The following is a 16,716-nucleotide window of genomic DNA, read 5'->3' as shown; positions in this document are numbered from 1 at the left end:
CCTATCGCCGCAAAGACCCACCGAACCCTGCGGCCAACGGCATCCGCAACCCCAGCGGCGGCGGAGCCAGCAGCGCGTCCTGCACAGGCCGGGAAAACCCCCGCCCGAACAGCACCCCCATCACGAAGTCCTCCGCCAGCGCGTGCACTTCCTGCCGGTACTGGTGCAACCCGTGCCCGTCCGCATGCACTTCGAACCGGCAGACGTCCCGGTTCGCCTTCTTCGCCCGCGCCGCGAACCGGAACGACAGTTCGGGATCGGTCCGTTCGTCGTTCGTGCCGTGCACGATCAGCACCCGCCGCCCGGCCAGCTGCCGTACCGGTTCCGGCGGCGCCGCCACGTCGTCCTCGGGCAGCCAGGGCGCCAGCGCCAGTACGGAGTTGACGGCCTCGTGGTCCGCCGCGCGCAGCGCCGCCCGCCCGCCCATGTCGACGCCGGCGAGGCACACGGAGACGTCGCCGTACCGTCGTACGACCTCGTCGACGGCCCATCGCGCGTCGTGCGCGAGCTGCGCCTCGCTGCCGTTCCAGCCGCGGTAGCGGTAGTGGACGACATGCACGGCCAGTCCGTCCGTACGGCCCGCCCGGGCGAGCCGGCGGCCCAACGTCCTTACGGAGGCGGCTGCCAGCATGGGCGACGGCCTGCGGGACGACACCTCGTCACCGCTGGGAAGCAGCAGGACCACGCCGCTGACCGACGTCGGCTCCGGGCCCAGCGCCTTACCGAGCCGGGCCTGTCGTACCGGCGTCACTTGGTGTGCCATGGCAGAACAGTGTCAGAAGCATCGGTGTACGCCACCCGTCCTTGTGGTCACCGTTACGTATCGGCGGAAACGTACAGGCGAAGAGAGGGAGAAAGGAGAGGAGGGGAACAGGTGATCTACGCGCGTAGGAGTTAGAGTGCGGAAATGACGAGCCAGAGTGATCGGACGACGAGTCGGAAGACGACCCAGAGCGCGACCGGCGTGAGCACCCCGAGTCCCAGCCCCAGTCCCCGTCCCACCCCGGACCAGATCCGCCGCGCCCCCAAGGTCCTGCTGCACGACCATCTCGACGGCGGCCTGCGCCCCGGCACGATCGTCGACCTGGCGCGCGACACGGGCTACACCCAACTGCCTCAGACCGACCCCGACAAGCTGGGCGCCTGGTTCCGCGACGCCGCCGACTCCGGTTCCCTGGAGCGGTACCTGGAGACCTTCGCCCACACCTGCGCCGTCATGCAGACCCGCGACGCCCTCGTCCGGGTCGCCGCCGAGTGCGCCGAGGACCTCGCCGAGGACGGCGTCGTCTACGCCGAGGTGCGGTACGCGCCCGAGCAGCACCTCGATGGCGGGCTCAGCCTCGAAGAGGTCGTCGAGGCCGTCAACGAGGGCTTCCGGGAAGGTGAGAGGCGGGCCCGGGAGAACGGTCACCGCATCCGGGTCGGTGCCCTGCTCACCGCGATGCGGCACGCCGCCCGCTCCCTGGAGATCGCCGAACTGGCGAACCGGTACCGCGATCTGGGCGTCGCCGGCTTCGACATCGCCGGTGCCGAGGCCGGCTTCCCGCCCACCCGTCACCTCGACGCGTTCGAGTACCTCAAGCGCGAGAACAACCACTTCACCATCCACGCCGGCGAGGCCTTCGGGCTCCCCTCCATCTGGCAGGCCCTCCAGTGGTGCGGCGCCGACCGCCTCGGCCACGGCGTGCGCATCATCGACGACATCCAGGTCCAGGACGACGGCTCGGTGAAACTCGGCCGCCTGGCCTCCTATGTACGGGACAAGCGCATCCCCCTCGAACTGTGCCCCAGCTCCAACCTCCAGACCGGCGCCGCCTCCTCCTATGCCGAGCACCCCATCGGGCTGCTGCGCAAGCTGCACTTCCGCGCGACCGTGAACACCGACAACCGCCTGATGTCGGGTACCGGAATGAGCCGGGAATTCGAGCACCTTGTCGAAGCGTTCGATTATACGCTCGACGACCTGCAATGGTTCTCGGTCAATGCTATGAAGTCAGCATTCATTCCTTTCGATGAACGACTGGCGATGATCAATGACGTCATCAAGCCCGGATACGCCGAGCTGAAATCCGAATGGTTGTTCCGACAGGCCGTCTCCACCAGCGGTTCTGTCGAGACGCAGGGCTGATCCAGGGGTCCGGGAAGCGGTCGGGTCGGTACGACTCGGCCGCTTTTCGATGTTTGCGGCGGGTGGCTCCTCGTGTTTACGGTCGTGGACCGCTCATATCCCCGTCTCGCATTCAAGGACGCATTCACCATGAAGCAGTCTGCTGCCAAGACCCTCGGTGTCGCCGCTCTCGGTGCCGCCTTCGCCGCGGCGGGTGCGGGTGCCGCCAACGCCGCCCCGGCCCTTCCCGCCCTCCCGGACTCCGCCGCGCTGGGCTCCGTGACCCAGACGCTGCCCGTGGAGAGCGCGTCGAAGGCGCTGCCGGGTGCCGCCGAGGCCGTGGCCCAGGGACAGAGCGCCGTCGGCGCGGGCGTCGCCGCCGCGCAGCCTGCCGTCACGAAGGTGCTGTCCGGGGGCCCGACCGCGCCGGTCGCCGGTCTGCTCGGTGGCCTCCCGCTGCAGGGCCTGCCCACGCACGGCCTCCCGGTGAACGGCATTCCGCTCGGCTGACCCACCCCGTGAACGCGCCGCTGGGGCGCACCCCTTCATCAGGGGTGCGCCCCAGCGGCGTACAGGCCGGTCGTCCGGGTCGTCTACCAGGCGGCGTGGGCCTTGGTCCCGTACTTCTCGGAGGGCAGCAGGATCCACATGGCTATGTAGAGCAGGAACTGCGGGCCGGGCAGCAGGCACGAGAGCACGAAGATCACGCGCATCGTCGTCGCGGAGGTGCCGAAGCGCCGTGCCAGCGCGGCACACACTCCGCCGATCATGCGGCCGTTGGTGGGGCGGGCAAGGGCGGTCATGGCGTCTCCTCGGTGAGTCCGGCGAGGGGACCGGCCTTTCCGGTCGCCTCATCTGCACTCAACGTTACGGACGCACAACGGACGAAGCGTCGCTCTACGGGGCGATCCCGACCCTGGGAATCGTCGGGGTCCTACCCTGAGTCGCGTCCTCCGTGCGGACGGTCGTCCGGCGTCTGCGGTCGCTCCTGCGGCGGAGCCAGGACCGTACGGCGGGCACCACGGCGACATGCGCGAGGCCCACGCCCACCGTGTTCAGAAGCAGCGAGTCGACGTCCACGACCTGACCGGGCACGCCGGTCTGCAACAGCTCGATGCCGAGCGAGATCATCGCACCGGCCATGACCGTACGGACGAGCGAGGCGAGCGGGGAGACGTGGAGCCGGCCGCCCGCCATCGGCAGCAGCACACCCAGCGGAGCCAGCAGCGCGAGCCCCTGCGCGATGCGCCTGGTCGCCTCCTGCCAGCCGAGGGTCAGATCGGCCCGTAGGCTCGCGAAGGGCTGCAGGTTGGCGGGCAGTTGCCACGGGACGTCGAGCGGACGCAGCGTGAACCAGGCGACGAGCGCGAGATGGGCGACGAGGAGGACACCTCCCGCCGTACGGATGCGAATGGCGGCACTTTCGCCGACCGAGCCATGACGCTGCACGCCCCCCAAGACGCGGCCATCGGCACGATCGGTTCCGGGTTGCCCCCGTGCAGGCGAGTGAGTCGTGTGCCACACGGGGGCCTGTGCGGCGCCCTCCGGGGGGTGGGTGGGTCTTTGGCCGCGGGCCGGTGGGGGCTCGTGGCGCAGTTCCCCGCGCCCCTAAGAGGGGCGCTCAGCCGCTGTCCACGCCCGACGACGGCGGCACCTGGGCCCCCGGCCGGGAGCGGACCTCCGGTGTGCACGCGTACCGGCGCAGGGGGCCGGTCTCCGGGCCGCCCAGGACGACGGAGCCGTCTTCCTCGGCGGCGGCCGAGTCGGAGAACGTGCAGACGATCTGGGCCAGGGCGTACGACGCGAGGTCGGCCGGGGGCGTGCTCAGGCGCAGGGTGTCCTCGGGGTCCCTCGGGCCGGGACCGCTCACGCTCATCCCGCCGCGTACGTCCGTCGTGTAGCCGGCCTCGGTCTCGCTCGTCGGCGGAGTCCTGGCCAGCTCGTCCAGCAGCCCCTGGGCCACCAGTACGCGCCGCTCCGCCTCCGCCGTCCCGTCCGGGACACGCACCGCGCGGTCGACGGTCACCAGCTGGGAGGCGCACAGGAGGAACACCTGGACCGGGACGCCCGCGGATGTCTCCGCGGCGACGTCCGGCGCGGAGGAGCCGGAGGCGTCGGAGAGGGAGCATGGCACACGGGAGGGCGCCGGACCGAAGTCCGTCGGGACCTCGGTGGCCCGGATCCCGCATCCGGCGAGCAGTACGGCGAGCGCCCCGAGGAGCGGGACGGCCGGCCAGCGGCGCACGCCCCGTGCGCCTCGTTCGCCGTGTACGCCCCGTACGTTCGTCACGCGCCCTCCCCGTTGCCGTTCGCGCCGTCCGGCTCGGCCGGTGTCTCCGTCAGTGCCGACGGGTCCCTGGGCAGCCGCAGGGTGAACACCGCGCCGCCCTTCGGGGAGTTGGCGGCGGTGATCTCGCCGCCGTGGATGTGGGCGTTCTCCAGGGCGATGGACAGGCCCAGGCCGCTGCCCTCGGAGCGGGGGCGGGAGGCGCTCGCCTTGTAGAAGCGGTCGAAGACGTGCGGCAGGACGTCCTCGGGGATGCCCGGACCGTGGTCCTGCACCTCGATCAGCAGATCGCCGCCGCCGTCGGCATCCTCGTCGGACGCGCGCACCGACACCCGTACCGGCGAGCCGCCGTGCTTGAGGGCGTTGCCGATGAGGTTGGCCAGGATGACGTCCAGGCGGCGCGGGTCGAGCAGCGACATGATGCCGCGCTCGGCGTCCAGTTCGACCGCGTCCAGCCAGGCGCGCGCGTCGATGCAGGCCGTGATCTGGTCGGCGATGTCGACGTTGTCGAGGACCAGCCGGGCGGTGCCCGCGTCGAAGCGGGTCACCTCCATCAGGTTCTCCACCAGGGAGTTGAGCCGCCGGGTCTCGCTCACCACCAGCCGTACCGCCGGTTCGATCATCGGGTCGACGCTGCCGGTCTCCGCGTCCAGCTCCTCTTCCAGGATCTCCGTCACGGCGGTGATCGCGGTGAGCGGCGTACGCAGTTCGTGGGACATGTCCGCGACGAACCGGCGCGAGGCCTCGTCGCGGGCGCTCATGTCGGCGACCCGTGTCTCCAGCGCCTCCGCCGTGTGGTTGAACGTCCGGGCGAGATCGGCCAGTTCGTCCGTGCCCGACACCCGCAGCCGCGTGTCCAGCTTGCCCTCGCCGAGCCGCCGGGCCGCGATACCGAGACGGTGCACCGGCTTCAGCACGGTCGTGGCGGCGGCCTGCGCGAGCAGCGCCGAGCCGATCAGCGCGAGGCCGGTGGCGATGCCCAGCGACCAGGCCAGCGAGTTGAGGTCCTTCTCCTCGGGCTCCAGCGACTTCAGCATGTAGCCGGCCGGACCGCCGCCGATCACCTTCGTGCCCGCGACCAGGTACGGCTTGTCGCCGTCGATGATCCGCTGCCAGTAAAGGTGGTACGGGTACTTGTTGTTCGAGGTGATCGACTGCTCCTTGCCGACCGCCGTACGCAGCGACTCGGGTACGTCCGCCAGCGAGAAGGGGTCCAGCGCCCCGGAGTTGCCGACCACCGTCCGCCCGCTCTCGTCCTCCGCGACCAGCAGCACACTGAACCGCTGGCTGCTGGCGGCCATCTGGCCCGCCGTGTGCTGGAGTTCGTCCTGGCTGGGATGGGTGGGCAGCACGCCCGCGCGGTTCTGCATCTCCTGCTGGAAGTCGCGCAGCACCGCGTCCTGCGTACGCGTGAGCACCGCCTCGCGGTTGAGCCAGTACGCGATCCCGGACGCCGACACGGCCGCCGTCAGCGCCACCAGGCCGAAGACCACGACCAGCCGCAGCCGCAGGCTGGTGAAGCGCAGCCCGGAAAGTATCGCCTTGCGCGCCGCGGCCCAGCCACGGAGCTTGTCCTGCGGTTTCGTCACTGAGGCGAGTCCAGCCGGTAGCCGACCCCGCGGACGGTACGGATCAACGTCGGTGACGACGGCACGTCCTCGACCTTGGCGCGCAGCCGCTGCACACACGCGTCCACCAGCCGCGAGTCGCCCAGGTAGTCGTGCTCCCAGACCAGTCGCAGCAACTGCTGCCGGGACAGCGCCTGACCGGGCCGCCGGCTCAGCTCAAGGAGCAGCCGCAGCTCGGTGGGCGTCAGCTGCAGATCCTCGCCGTTCTTCGTCACCGTCATCGCCGACCGGTCGATGACCAGCGAACCGAAGGTCGCCGAGTCGCTGGACTCCCGCTCCCCGCGCCGCAGGACGGCCCGGATACGGGCGTCGAGCACCCGCCCCTGCACCGGTTTGACGACATAGTCGTCCGCGCCGGACTCCAGTCCGACGACCACGTCGATGTCGTCGCTGCGCGCGGTGAGCAGAATGATCGGCAGCTGGTCCGTGCGCCGGATGCGCCGGCACACCTCGAATCCGTCGATACCGGGCAGCATCACGTCCAGGACGATCAGATCCGGCCGCTGCTCACGCAGCAGCTTCAGACCGTCCTCACCGGTGGCAGCGGTGGCAACCCGGTGGCCCTGGCGGGTCAAAGACAGCTCCAGGGCCGTACGGATGGCGTCGTCGTCCTCGATCAGCAACAGGGAAGGCACGGATGCATTCTGGCCCATGGCCGGGCCGGGCTGCGACTGTCAGGTGCTTGTCGGGCGATTTCGGGGTGTCGGCGGGCCCGTACCGCGTCCTTCTGTGACCTTCCTGTGTTCTTCGCCGTGCTGTTCCTGAGAAAGGGCCCTGTTGCACGCCTGTGACAGTCGGCGGACACCGTCATGAAGTGGCGTGGGCAAGCTTCTCGGCACAGGCAAGGAAGCACCAGGAACCGAGCCGAACACCGGGAAGTCCACGACGGGGGGCGCGAGATGAGCACGCTGCACAGCACAAGCGCGAACGCAGTGATCACGCGTCTGCACGACGTCACCCGGACCACCGAGAAGTCCGGTGCCGTGAACGGGCGGGGGTGCGTTCGCGGCACCGGGCGTCAGCACACCACGTACATGTCGGTGGTTGACGCACACACCGGGGGAAGCGGCAGCGGTGCCACGGGGGTTACGGGGGCCGCGTACAGGGAGTCCACGGGGGAGCGTCGTTCGCTGTCGGAGGCGGAGTTCACCGCCTACGTCCAGGAGCGCCGCGCCTCCCTGTACGCAACCGCCTACCACCTCACCGGTGACCGCTTCGAGGCCGAGGACCTGCTCCAGAGCGCGTTGTTCTCGACGTATCGTGCCTGGGAGCGGATCAGCGACAAGGCGGCGGTCGGGGGTTATCTCCGCCGCACCATGACGAATCTGCACATCAGCGCGTGGCGCCGCCGCAAGCTGAACGAGTACCCGACCGAGGAACTGCCGGAGACGGCCGGCGACACGGACGCGATGCGCGGCACGGAACTGCGCGCGGTCCTGTGGCAGGCGCTCGCCCGGCTCCCCGAACTCCAGCGGACGATGCTGGTCCTTCGTTACTACGAGGGCCGCACGGACCCGGAGATCGCGGAGATCCTCGACATCAGTGTCGGCACGGTGAAGTCCAGCATCTGGCGGTCGCTCCGCCGGATGCGTGAGGACGAGGTCCTCAGCTTCGGCCGTGACGAGGAGGAATCCTTCGGGGAGCTTGTCGCCTGAGGGTGTGGGGGAAGCACCGCTCGACGGGGGAGCGGTAACGGGGGGAAGCACGGGGGAGCATCACCAGGGGGGAACACCACCGGGGCTGGGGGGCCGCGGGGGTGGCACCACACGGGGGAAGCACAAAAGAAGCGGGACTGGAGGGCCGGGGGGTCCGTCCAGTCCCGCTTTTCGTGTGCGTGTGTTCCTTGCGCGCGTGTGCGTGCGGCGTGTGCCGGGTGATCGCGGGGGTCAGGAGGCTGCCGTGCTCGGCTGGGTGCGGCGGCCCGCCGCCGCGTCCGCCAGTCTGCCCATCGCCTCGTCCCGGTCGCACGCGTGGGCGCCCAGGGCCGTCTGGCGGGCCACGATGGAACGTTCGGCGCGCATCAGCCGCCAGCCGCGGCGCACCAGGAACGGCACCGACTTACGGCCCTCGCGCAGATCCCGCAGGAAGCGTCGGCGGAACGTCCGAGCCGGACCCCGGCTCAGACAGAGCGCGTCCGCGAGGACGCCCTCCTCCCGGCAGCGCGCGACGATCTCGGCGGCGAAGATGCCCTCCGCGATGAAGAGCGGGGTCCGGCCGATCTCGACGCTCTCCTCGCCCGTGCGTTCGCTCAGCGAGATGTCGTACACCGGGACGTTCGTACGACCCGTGCGGCACAGCTCGGTGATCGCGGCGACCGCCGTGTCCGCGTCCCATGACTCGGGGTGGTCCCAGTCGATGTCGGTGCTTCCCAGGACCTGCGGCAGCGTCGGGTCGGTGCCCTCCTTGTAGAAGTCGTCGAGCCGCAGGACCGGGAGACCGGAACGGGCCGCGAGGAGGGACTTGCCGGAGCCTGAAGGGCCGCAGAGCAGCACGACTCGCGTGGGTATGGGCAGGTGGGAAGTCACGAGACACCAGTGTGAGGCATCGGGCGCCCCCTGCCGACCCCGCGGGTCGGCATTGGAAGGTGCGTCACACCGCGACTGCCGTTTTCTGTGGACCGAGCGGGAGTTGAGTCCGTTCGCCATCCTCCGGTGGAGCGGGGGCCCCGCACTCCCCCAGAGGGGCCCCACGCGCCGTACCCGGTGTCCCAGGTCGCACGACCACGCCAACGCGAACGGTCCACGGCACCGCGAGCCGCGAGCCTGGAAGTCGACCGTCACACGATCGAGCTACTCCGGCCTCGTCCTCCTTGGCGAGCAGCTACTACTCTTCGTGTCGTCCTGATTACTCAACACACCAGAAGGCGGCCACCAGTCATGGCACGACGAACGTCCCCCCAGAACCACACCGCCCAGCGCGCCCTGATCGCCCTCGCGGCCACCGGCGCGGCCCTGGGGGCGGGTGCCGCGACGGCTTCCGCCGCCGAGGGCGGACCCGCGGTGGACGTCATGCGCACCAGCCCCACCTCGCTGGGGAACATCGACCCGCAGTCGGGCCTCGCGGCGCTCACCGGCACGGTCGGCTATGTCACGGGGCCGGTCCAGGGCCTCAAGCCCAACCCCCTCGCCGGTACGGGCGTCGACCCGCTCGACAACGGCGTGGCCACCCAGCTCGCCGACTTCCAGCCGGTTGCTTCGCAGATGCTGACCGGGCCTGTCGCGCAGGCGCAGTCGATCGGGCGCATTCCGGTGCTGGGGGAGGCCTTGGGGGTCTTGGGCGGTTGAGGTGGGGGAGGGGGGCGGGGAGCTGCTGACCGATGCCGGGCGCGACTGCGTCGTGGCTGGTCGCGCCCCGCGGCGGAGCCGCAAAAAAGATGCAGCCCCGCGCCCCTCCTGGGTGGCCTGCGGCCGGCCTAGTAGGAGGAACCCGACGCGCCCAAAGAACCCGTCGGGTGCCAGACCGTCTTCGTCTCCAGGAAGGCGGTCATGCGTTCGGTGCCCGGGGTGGCGAACCACTGCGCGCTGTCCACAGTCTGTGGACGGAGAACGCGCTTGAGGTTGTCGGCCGCCGCGATCTCCAGCTCCTTCGCGAGGACCTCGTCCGCGCCCGCCAGGTCGATCGCGTTGACGTCCTGGTGCGCGGCCAGGGACGGCGTGATCTCCGCCGTACGGCCGGAGAGGATGTTGACGACTCCGCCGGGTACGTCCGAGGTGGCCAGCACCTCGCCGAGGGAGAGGGCGGGAAGCGGTGACTTCTCGCTGGCGACCACGATCGCCGTGTTGCCGGTGGCGATCACCGGGGCGAGCACCGACACCAGGCCAAGGAACGACGACTCCTGGGGGGCGAGGACGACCACCACACCGGTCGGCTCGGGGGAGGAGAGGTTGAAGTACGGCCCCGCCACCGGGTTTCCGCCGCCGACGACCTGGGCGATCTTGTCGGTCCAGCCCGCGTACCAGACCCAGCGGTCGATCGCCGCGTCGACCTGGGCGGTCGCCTTCGGCTTCGACAGGCCCTCGGCGTCCGCGACCTCCCGGACGAACTGCTCCCTGCGGCCCTCCAGCATCTCGGCGACACGGTAGAGGATCTGGCCGCGGTTGTACGCCGTGGCCCCGGCCCAGCCGCCGAACGCCTTGCGCGCGGCGACGACCGCGTCACGGGCGTCCTTGCGGGAGGACAGGGGCGCGTTCGCCAGCCACTTGTCCTTAGCGTCGCTCACCTCGTACACCCGGCCGCTCTCGGAACGCGGGAACTTCCCGCCCACGTACAGCTTGTAGGTCTTGAAGACGGACAGACGCGCGTCCGACCGTGCGTCCGGTCGTGTGTCCACTCGGGGATCAGACATCGAGGTACGCCTCCAGGCCGTGGCGACCGCCCTCGCGGCCGAACCCCGACTCCTTGTAGCCGCCGAAGGGCGAGGTGGGGTCGAACTTGTTGAACGTGTTGGACCAGACGACGCCGGCGCGCAGCTTGTTGGCCACGGCGAGGATCCGCGAACCCTTCTCCGTCCAGATGCCCGCCGACAGGCCGTACTGGGTGTTGTTGGCCTTGGCGACGGCCTCGTCCGGGGTGCGGAAGGTGAGGACCGAGAGCACCGGGCCGAAGATCTCGTCGCGGGCGATGGTGTGCGCCTGGGTGACGTTCGTGAAGAGTGTCGGGGCGAACCAGTAGCCGGAGGACGGGAGTTCGCAGGCCGGGGACCAGCGCTCGGCGCCCTCCGCCTCGCCCGCCTCGACGAGCGAGGTGATCCGGGCGAGCTGCTCGGCGGAGTTGATCGCACCGATGTCCGTGTTCTTGTCCAGCGGGTCGCCGAGGCGGAGCGTGGACAGGCGCCGCTTGAGCGAGTCGAGCAACTCGTCCTGGACCGACTCCTGCACGAGGAGCCGGGAGCCCGCGCAGCAGACCTGGCCCTGGTTGAAGAAGATGCCGGTGACGATGCCCTCGACGGCCTGGTCGATGGGGGCGTCGTCGAAGACGATGTTGGCGCCCTTGCCGCCCAGCTCCAGGGTGAGCTTCTTGCGGGTGCCGGCGACGGTGCGGGCGATCTCCTTGCCGACGGCCGTCGACCCGGTGAACGCGACCTTGTTGACGTCCGGGTGCGCGACGAGCGCGGCGCCCGTGTCGCCGTACCCGGGAAGGATGTTGACGACGCCCTTGGGCAGGCCCGCCTGGCGGCAGATGTCCGCGAAGAAGAGGGCGGAGAGGGGGGTCGTCTCGGCGGGCTTCAGGACCACCGTGTTGCCGGTCGCCAGCGCCGGGGCGATCTTCCAGGCCAGCATCAGGAGCGGGAAGTTCCAGGGGATGACCTGGCCCGCGACGCCGAGGGGGCGCGGGTTCGTGCCGTAGCCGGCGTGGTCGAGCTTGTCGGCCCAGCCCGCGTAGTAGAAGAAGTGGGCCGCCACCAGGGGGAGGTCCGCGTCGCGCGTCTCCTTGATGGGCTTGCCGTTGTCCAGGGTTTCCAGGACGGCCAGCTCGCGGGAGCGCTCCTGGATGATGCGGGCGATACGGAACAGGTACTTCGCGCGCTCGGCGCCGGGCAGCGCCGACCACTTCTCGAAGGCCTTGCGGGCGGCCTTCACCGCACGCTCGACGTCGGCCTCGCCCGCCTGGGCGACCTCGGAGAGGACCTCCTCGGTGGAGGGGGAGACCGTCTTGAAGACCCTGCCCTCGGCGGCTTCCACGAACTCGCCGTCGATGAACAGGCCGTAGGAGGGGGCGATGTCGACGACGGCGCGGGACTCGGGCGCCGGGGCGTACTCAAAAACGGATGCCATGGTGATCAGTCCACCGTCACGTAGTCGGGGCCGGAGTAGCGGCCGGTGGCCAGCTTCTGGCGCTGCATCAGCAGGTCGTTCAGCAGCGAGGAGGCGCCGAAGCGGAACCAGTGGTTGTCGAGCCAGTCCTCGCCCACGGTCTCGTTGACCACGACCAGGAACTTCACCGCGTCCTTGGTGGTACGGATGCCACCGGCAGGCTTCACGCCCACCTGGACGCCGGTCTGCGCACGGAAGTCGCGTACGGCCTCCAGCATCAGGAGGGTGTTCGCGGGCGTCGCGTTGACGGCGACCTTGCCGGTGGACGTCTTGATGAAGTCGGCCCCGGCGATCATGCCGAGCCAGGAGGCGCGCCGGATGTTGTCGTACGTCGACAGCTCACCGGTCTCGAAGATGACCTTGAGCCGGGCGGACGCCCCGCAGGCCTCCTTCACGGCGACGATCTCCTCGTACACCTTCAGGTAGTTGCCCGCGAGGAACGCGCCGCGGTCGATGACCATGTCGATCTCGTCGGCACCGGCGGCGACGGCGTCACGCACGTCGGCCAGCTTCACGCCGAGGGCGGCGCGGCCCGCGGGGAAGGCGGTGGCGACGGAGGCGACCTTGACGGCGGAACCGGCGACGGCCTCCTTCGCGACGGCCACCATGTCGGGATAGACGCAGACCGCGGCCGTGGCGGGGGCCGTGCGGTCGGTCGGGTCGGGGCGGACCGCCTTGGCGCCGAGTGCCCGGACCTTGCCGGGCGTGTCCGCGCCTTCCAGCGTCGTCAGGTCGACCATCGAGATGGCGAGGTCGATGGCGTACGCCTTCGCGGTCGTCTTGATGGAACGCGTGCCGAGGGAGGCGGCGCGCGCCTCCAGGCCGACCGCGTCGACGCCGGGCAGCCCGTGAAGGTAGCGGCGCAGCGTGCTGTCGGACGCGGTCACGTCCTTGAGCGGGAGTGCGGTGGATGCAGTGGTGGGCATGGTCACAAGCCGAGCATATCTACGCGCGTAGCGGCTGTACAGCCCCGGGAAATCGCCGGGCGGTGTGGTTGTGGGGGTGGGGTGGGTGGGGGTGGGCGTCCCGTTTGTTTCGCCCCCACCGCCCCTACCCGTCCCATCCCCAGGGGCTCCGCCCCTTCGGCCCCGCCAGGGGGCTGTGCCCCCTGGACCCCCATCGGCCTGGACCCCCATCGGCCTGGACCCCCCATCGGCCTGGACCCCCCATCGGCCTGGACGGCCTCGTCCTCAAACGCCGGACGGGCTGAAACGCCCGGGCCTGGGAAGGCGGTGTTCGGAGTGTCGGGCAGAATCGGGGGCATGACGACCCCGGACCAACCGTCGCCCGTGCAGGGCCCTACGCAATCCGTGTCTCCCGACCGGGTCCACCGCTCACCCTCCGCCCTCGTGGCCGGGGTGCTGCTGCTCGGGATCGCGGCCTGGCTCGGCGCCGACGCGCTGTTCGTCGGCCATGGGCGGACCCCGTGGCTGGCGCTCGCCGCGCTGCTCCTCGCCGTACCGCTGGTGATCGCCTTCACACTGCGGCCCGCAGTGCTGGCCAACGATCACCGGCTGCGCGTGCGCAACCCGTTCCGGATCATCGTGCTGCCCTGGGGGACCGTCGCCGGGTTCCGGTCGGGCTACTCGAACGAGGTCGTCGTCGAGTCCGGCACCAAGTACCAGCTCTGGGCCGTCCCCGTCTCGCTGCGTGCCCGCAAGCGCGCCAACCGGGCCAGGTTGCGGCAGAACCGCGAGGCCGGGGGCGCCGGCGGACGGACGTCCCTGGTGCCGTCCGGTCCGACCCGCGCGCAGACCGACCAGATCATGGACGACCTGGACCGGCTGCGGGAGGCCCGGGCGGAGGCGGTCACCTCACAGGGCGAGGTGACCGTGAAATGGGCGTACGAGATCATGGCGCCCGCTGCCGCGGGTGCGGTTCTGCTGGCGATTCTGCTCGCGGTCGGCTGACCGGCGTGACTTTCCCGCACGAGTCGTTGCGGCTGCCCTCCGCCGCCATACCCGACGGCTGTCAGGACTGGACCACCGCTCGCGCGGCGGGCTGGTCGGCCGCGCTGCCGCCACGCTGGACCTTCCTGCGGGTGCGCCGCTCGGTCGCGGCCGGACTCGCCACCCTTGTGCTGTGCGTCGGCGCCCTGGTGGCGATGGCCGGCGGCCTGTGGCCGTTCGTCGCGGCCGGGTTCGCGGTGTACGTGCTGTGGGTGCTCGCCCGGCCCGAGCTCGTGTGGGTCGGCGCGCCCCTGCTGCTGCTCGCCCTCGCCGCGGAGGCCTCCTCGAAGTCGTGGGCGCTGACCGGCTTCGGCGTGGTGGTCGTGCTGGGCTCCTGGGCTGTCGTGGCCGTACGGTTGCGAGCGCGCGGTGAGCAGCTGGAGCGGGCCGTGGAGGCCGCCGGGGGCGTCGCCGCGTTCGTGCCGGGCACCGAGGCGCCCGTACGGCGTGGGCGGCTGCTGTTCGCGCTGGGGTTCGTCGTGCTCGCGCTCGGCGTGCTGACCGGGAGCACCGCCGGTCTCTGGGGCTCGGCCGAGGACCAGGAGGGCGCCTGGGTCGTCACCGTCTTCCTGGTCGGCCTCGGGGTGACCGCGCTGGCCTCGGCATGGCTCGGCCGGCAGCGGGCGGGCGCGCTGCGCGGAGCTCCGGTGCCGGTGCTGCGCGTCCTCGTACGCGACGACACCCAGGGCGCCACCGAGGTGTACGCCGCCGACGATCTCACCGCCGAGCGGCCCCTGTTCACCGTCGATCTCACCTCCTTCGACGAGGACGACGACGATGACGGTGACGAGGGCGACGGGGACGGGGATGACGAGGCCGGTGGGGACGGTGACGACGAGCTTCGGCGGGTGCTTCTCGGCCTTGACGACGACACCCTCGGGCCGGTCCGGGAAGCCGTCCTCTACGGCGCTCCCTTCGACGGCGCCGAGGTGCTCGTCGTCAGCGCCGACGAGGATCCCGAGCAGCCGCCGCTCACGGAGTGGTCGGCGGGGCCGGTCCGGCCGCTGTCGCCGGACGCGGGTCGCAGGCGCGTCGCCCGGCACCGCGAACACGTCGCGGACAGCTTCCAACTGGAGCTTCAGGGGCGGGAGTTGGCCGGGCAACAGGCGATGCCCGGCACGGTGCGGCGCTGGCGGGCGGGGTGGCTGGACTGGCTGGGCACCGCGTTTGTCGTGTTGTGGGGCCTGTGGCTGGCCTTGGACTGGATCTACGAGCCCGACCACTCGACGTGGAAGCTGGTGTTCCTCCTCCTGCTCGGGCTGTTCGGCGCGGCCAACGTCTCGATGAAGCTCGCCTGGCGCGTCACCGCCGACCGGTCCGGCATCTGGATCAACGGGCTGCGCGGGCCCCGGCATGTGCCCTGGGACGGCCTCCGTTTCGTACGCCGCCGGTCGCTGGAACTGAAGATCGACTGGCAGGACGGCGCCTGGTCGGTCTTCGCGCCCCGCTGGGGCCGGCTCCAGCGACGCCGGGGGCTGACCCACCCGTACGACGCCCTGGCCGCCGAACTGACCGCCATGCGCCTCGACCCCGAACTGCGGCCGACCGGTGAGAGCGGCGAGGCGGAACGGGGACGGCCGCTCTGGCCGTCGGCCGCGGTACTGGCGGCGGTGTGGGTGGTGGCGTTGGTGGCGGCGCGCTGAGAGCACGGCACCGGGCGCGCCGGGCCCCGCGGCTCCGGCATGGTCCGCCGGGCAGACCTCAGGGCGCGCTCGGCCAGACCAGGAGCATGTACGCGCCGCAGTACGCCGACAGCGCCACCGCCGCCGTGATCGCGCACGCGCGGAAGCTGCGGGAGGCGCGGGCCAGATGGACCGCGAGGGGCAGCAGCAGCGGGAAGGCCGGGACGAGGAAGCGGGCGCGGGGGTAGTAGACACCGCCGCTGCCCAGGACGATCGCCAGCAGAACGCCCGTGAAGACCAGGAGCGGGAGGGGCTGGCGGTCCCGGACCGACAGGACGAAGAGGCAGGCCGCCCCCAGCAGGACCGCGGTCACCATCACCAGGAACAGCTCGGGCGTCGAGTCGTACATCAGCAGCTCCCGCATTCTGCGCAGGGTCAGCGCGCCCCCGTCCAGGTCCTGGCGCCACAGGCGCTGTACGACGAGGTAGCCGTCCCAGCGGCCCAGCCGCAGGCCCACCCAGCCGACGTACCCGAGCCAGCCGAGCGGGGCGAGGACGGCGGCCGTGAGGACACGGAGGGAGGGCGAGCGGCGGCGGAGGAGGAGGGTAACGAGTGCCGTGAGCGATACGGCGGCGGCCACGGCGACCCCGGTGGGGCGGGTCAGCCCGGCGAAAACGGCCAGCGAGGCCGCCCACAGCCAGCGGCCGGTGAGCACCGCGTGCAGCGACCAGGCGGCCAGCGCCGTGAACAGGGACTCCGTGTACCCCATCCACTGGACCGCGCCCACCGGGAACGCCGCCCACAGCGTGGCCAGGAGGATGCCCGTCCGGCGGTCGTGCAGGCGCTCCCCGACCGCGAAGACGCCCCACGCGGCGACGAGCGACGCGACGACGGCGAGAGCCAGACCCGTACTCGCCCGGGTGCCCGGGGTGAGGACGGCGAGCGCCTTGACGAGGGCCGGGTAGAGCGGGAAGAAGGCCAGGCTGCCCGCGTCGTGGGCGGTGCCCAGGGTGCGCGGGTAGCCGTGGTCGGCGATGCCCAGGTACCAGTCGGCGTCCCACTGGGTGGCCAGGATCGGCCAGACGCCGTGGTGCTGGCGGTGCGCCCACAGGGAGAGGAGGAGCAGGCCGGTGACGCGGACCGCCGTGTAGGCGAGAAGGGCGGGGGCCGCGTGACGGAAGGCCCGGAGGATTCGGCGGGTCAGGAGGGCAGGGAGGGCCGGGAAGGGGCGCCGGGCGGGTGGGGCGGTGGTCGTGGCGGTCGGGGCGGGCTTCGGCCGGGTGACCGTCGAGGACACGGGGCGGCTCCAG

17 protein-coding genes are annotated in these 16,716 nt (G+C 71.3%); 6 read left to right on the top strand and 11 right to left on the bottom strand.

What is annotated here, in order from left to right; all coding sequences use genetic code 11:
- Position 1: 1 nt before the first annotated feature.
- Positions 2 to 763, bottom strand: coding sequence for a dienelactone hydrolase family protein (locus tag IEY89_RS28365; RefSeq protein WP_189150350.1), 762 nt, complete (start codon positions 761 to 763; stop codon positions 2 to 4).
- A gap of 144 nt (positions 764 to 907) precedes the next feature.
- Between IEY89_RS28365 and IEY89_RS28360 the strand changes: the two genes are divergently transcribed.
- Entirely contained in the window at positions 908 to 2,128 is a 1,221-nt protein-coding gene (locus IEY89_RS28360) for an adenosine deaminase (RefSeq protein ID WP_189150349.1), read from the top strand.
- 129 nt (positions 2,129 to 2,257) lie between these two features.
- On the top strand, positions 2,258 to 2,617 hold the full coding sequence (locus IEY89_RS28355; RefSeq protein ID WP_189150348.1) for an ATP-binding protein: 360 nt from the start codon (positions 2,258 to 2,260) through the stop codon (positions 2,615 to 2,617).
- Between the two features lie 83 nt (positions 2,618 to 2,700).
- On the opposite strand, the gene IEY89_RS28350 is transcribed toward IEY89_RS28355, so the two are convergent.
- The 5 genes from IEY89_RS28350 to afsQ1 all read right to left on the bottom strand — a co-directional run bounded on the left by IEY89_RS28350 (position 2,701) and on the right by afsQ1 (position 6,657).
- On the bottom strand, positions 2,701 to 2,910 hold the full coding sequence (locus IEY89_RS28350) for a PspC domain-containing protein (protein ID WP_189150347.1): 210 nt from the start codon (positions 2,908 to 2,910) through the stop codon (positions 2,701 to 2,703).
- Between the two features lie 94 nt (positions 2,911 to 3,004).
- Complete coding sequence (locus IEY89_RS28345) at positions 3,005 to 3,556, bottom strand: VanZ family protein (RefSeq protein WP_189150346.1); 552 nt, start codon at positions 3,554 to 3,556, stop codon at positions 3,005 to 3,007.
- Between the two features lie 172 nt (positions 3,557 to 3,728).
- The gene (locus IEY89_RS28340) at positions 3,729 to 4,397 is read right to left on the bottom strand and encodes a hypothetical protein (protein WP_189150345.1); all 669 of its coding nucleotides are present in this window, start codon (positions 4,395 to 4,397) and stop codon (positions 3,729 to 3,731) included.
- On the bottom strand, positions 4,394 to 5,983 hold the full coding sequence (locus tag IEY89_RS28335) for an ATP-binding protein (RefSeq protein WP_189150344.1): 1,590 nt from the start codon (positions 5,981 to 5,983) through the stop codon (positions 4,394 to 4,396). The genes IEY89_RS28340 and IEY89_RS28335 overlap by 4 nt, the downstream gene beginning before the upstream one ends.
- The gene (afsQ1, locus tag IEY89_RS28330; protein ID WP_189150343.1) at positions 5,980 to 6,657 is read right to left on the bottom strand and encodes a two-component system response regulator AfsQ1; all 678 of its coding nucleotides are present in this window, start codon (positions 6,655 to 6,657) and stop codon (positions 5,980 to 5,982) included. Before afsQ1 ends, IEY89_RS28335 begins: the two co-directional genes overlap by 4 nt.
- Positions 6,658 to 6,921: 264 nt before the next feature.
- Here afsQ1 and IEY89_RS28325 point away from each other — a divergent pair, with 264 nt between their 5' ends.
- Positions 6,922 to 7,677, top strand: coding sequence for a SigE family RNA polymerase sigma factor (locus IEY89_RS28325; protein ID WP_189150342.1), 756 nt, complete (start codon positions 6,922 to 6,924; stop codon positions 7,675 to 7,677).
- A gap of 231 nt (positions 7,678 to 7,908) precedes the next feature.
- On the opposite strand, the gene IEY89_RS28320 is transcribed toward IEY89_RS28325, so the two are convergent.
- Positions 7,909 to 8,547 carry a uridine kinase family protein gene (locus IEY89_RS28320; protein ID WP_189150341.1) on the bottom strand — a complete coding sequence of 213 codons (639 nt, stop codon included), beginning with the start codon at positions 8,545 to 8,547 and terminating at the stop codon, positions 7,909 to 7,911.
- A gap of 351 nt (positions 8,548 to 8,898) precedes the next feature.
- Between IEY89_RS28320 and IEY89_RS28315 the strand changes: the two genes are divergently transcribed.
- A complete protein-coding gene (locus IEY89_RS28315; RefSeq protein WP_189150340.1) occupies positions 8,899 to 9,306 on the top strand; it encodes a hypothetical protein in 408 nt (135 codons plus the stop codon).
- 128 nt (positions 9,307 to 9,434) lie between these two features.
- On the opposite strand, the gene IEY89_RS28310 is transcribed toward IEY89_RS28315, so the two are convergent.
- The 3 genes from IEY89_RS28310 to deoC are packed head-to-tail and all read right to left on the bottom strand — an operon-like array spanning position 9,435 to position 12,761.
- Positions 9,435 to 10,367: an aldehyde dehydrogenase family protein gene (locus IEY89_RS28310; protein ID WP_189150339.1), complete on the bottom strand. Its 933-nt coding sequence runs from the start codon at positions 10,365 to 10,367 to the stop codon at positions 9,435 to 9,437.
- Complete coding sequence (locus IEY89_RS28305) at positions 10,360 to 11,796, bottom strand: aldehyde dehydrogenase family protein (RefSeq protein WP_189150338.1); 1,437 nt, start codon at positions 11,794 to 11,796, stop codon at positions 10,360 to 10,362. Before IEY89_RS28305 ends, IEY89_RS28310 begins: the two co-directional genes overlap by 8 nt.
- Before the next feature lie 5 nt (positions 11,797 to 11,801).
- Entirely contained in the window at positions 11,802 to 12,761 is a 960-nt protein-coding gene (deoC, locus tag IEY89_RS28300; RefSeq protein WP_189150337.1) for a deoxyribose-phosphate aldolase, read from the bottom strand.
- Between the two features lie 336 nt (positions 12,762 to 13,097).
- On the opposite strand from deoC, the gene IEY89_RS28295 reads away from it, so the two are divergent.
- Together IEY89_RS28295 and IEY89_RS28290 are read left to right on the top strand one after the other, a co-directional pair.
- A complete protein-coding gene (locus IEY89_RS28295) occupies positions 13,098 to 13,745 on the top strand; it encodes a PH domain-containing protein (protein ID WP_189150336.1) in 648 nt (215 codons plus the stop codon).
- Between the two features lie 5 nt (positions 13,746 to 13,750).
- Positions 13,751 to 15,427: a hypothetical protein gene (locus tag IEY89_RS28290; protein ID WP_189150335.1), complete on the top strand. Its 1,677-nt coding sequence runs from the start codon at positions 13,751 to 13,753 to the stop codon at positions 15,425 to 15,427.
- A gap of 58 nt (positions 15,428 to 15,485) precedes the next feature.
- Here the strand turns inward: IEY89_RS28290 and IEY89_RS28285 are convergent, their stop codons facing one another.
- Positions 15,486 to 16,703, bottom strand: a complete 1,218-nt coding sequence (locus tag IEY89_RS28285) for a putative hexosyltransferase (protein WP_189150334.1) — start codon at positions 16,701 to 16,703, stop codon at positions 15,486 to 15,488.
- Positions 16,704 to 16,716 lie beyond the last annotated feature (13 nt).

It is taken from the genome of Streptomyces lacrimifluminis (assembly GCF_014646095.1).
Classification (GTDB): Bacteria; Actinomycetota; Actinomycetes; order Streptomycetales; family Streptomycetaceae; genus Streptomyces; species Streptomyces lacrimifluminis.
The sequence above is the reverse complement of the archived record's forward strand: the minus strand, read 5'-3'. Positions and strand labels throughout refer to the sequence as shown.

Coding starts and splice junctions, on each gene's coding strand:
- IEY89_RS28365 (WP_189150350.1), bottom strand. CDS start 763: ATGGCACACCAAGTGACGCCGGTACGACAGGCCCGGCTCGGTAAGGCG.
- IEY89_RS28360 (WP_189150349.1), top strand. CDS start 908: ATGACGAGCCAGAGTGATCGGACGACGAGTCGGAAGACGACCCAGAGC.
- IEY89_RS28355 (WP_189150348.1), top strand. CDS start 2,258: ATGAAGCAGTCTGCTGCCAAGACCCTCGGTGTCGCCGCTCTCGGTGCC.
- IEY89_RS28350 (WP_189150347.1), bottom strand. CDS start 2,910: ATGACCGCCCTTGCCCGCCCCACCAACGGCCGCATGATCGGCGGAGTG.
- IEY89_RS28325 (WP_189150342.1), top strand. CDS start 6,922: ATGAGCACGCTGCACAGCACAAGCGCGAACGCAGTGATCACGCGTCTG.
- IEY89_RS28315 (WP_189150340.1), top strand. CDS start 8,899: ATGGCACGACGAACGTCCCCCCAGAACCACACCGCCCAGCGCGCCCTG.
- IEY89_RS28310 (WP_189150339.1), bottom strand. CDS start 10,367: ATGTCTGATCCCCGAGTGGACACACGACCGGACGCACGGTCGGACGCG.
- IEY89_RS28305 (WP_189150338.1), bottom strand. CDS start 11,796: ATGGCATCCGTTTTTGAGTACGCCCCGGCGCCCGAGTCCCGCGCCGTC.
- deoC (WP_189150337.1), bottom strand. CDS start 12,761: ATGCCCACCACTGCATCCACCGCACTCCCGCTCAAGGACGTGACCGCG.
- IEY89_RS28295 (WP_189150336.1), top strand. CDS start 13,098: ATGACGACCCCGGACCAACCGTCGCCCGTGCAGGGCCCTACGCAATCC.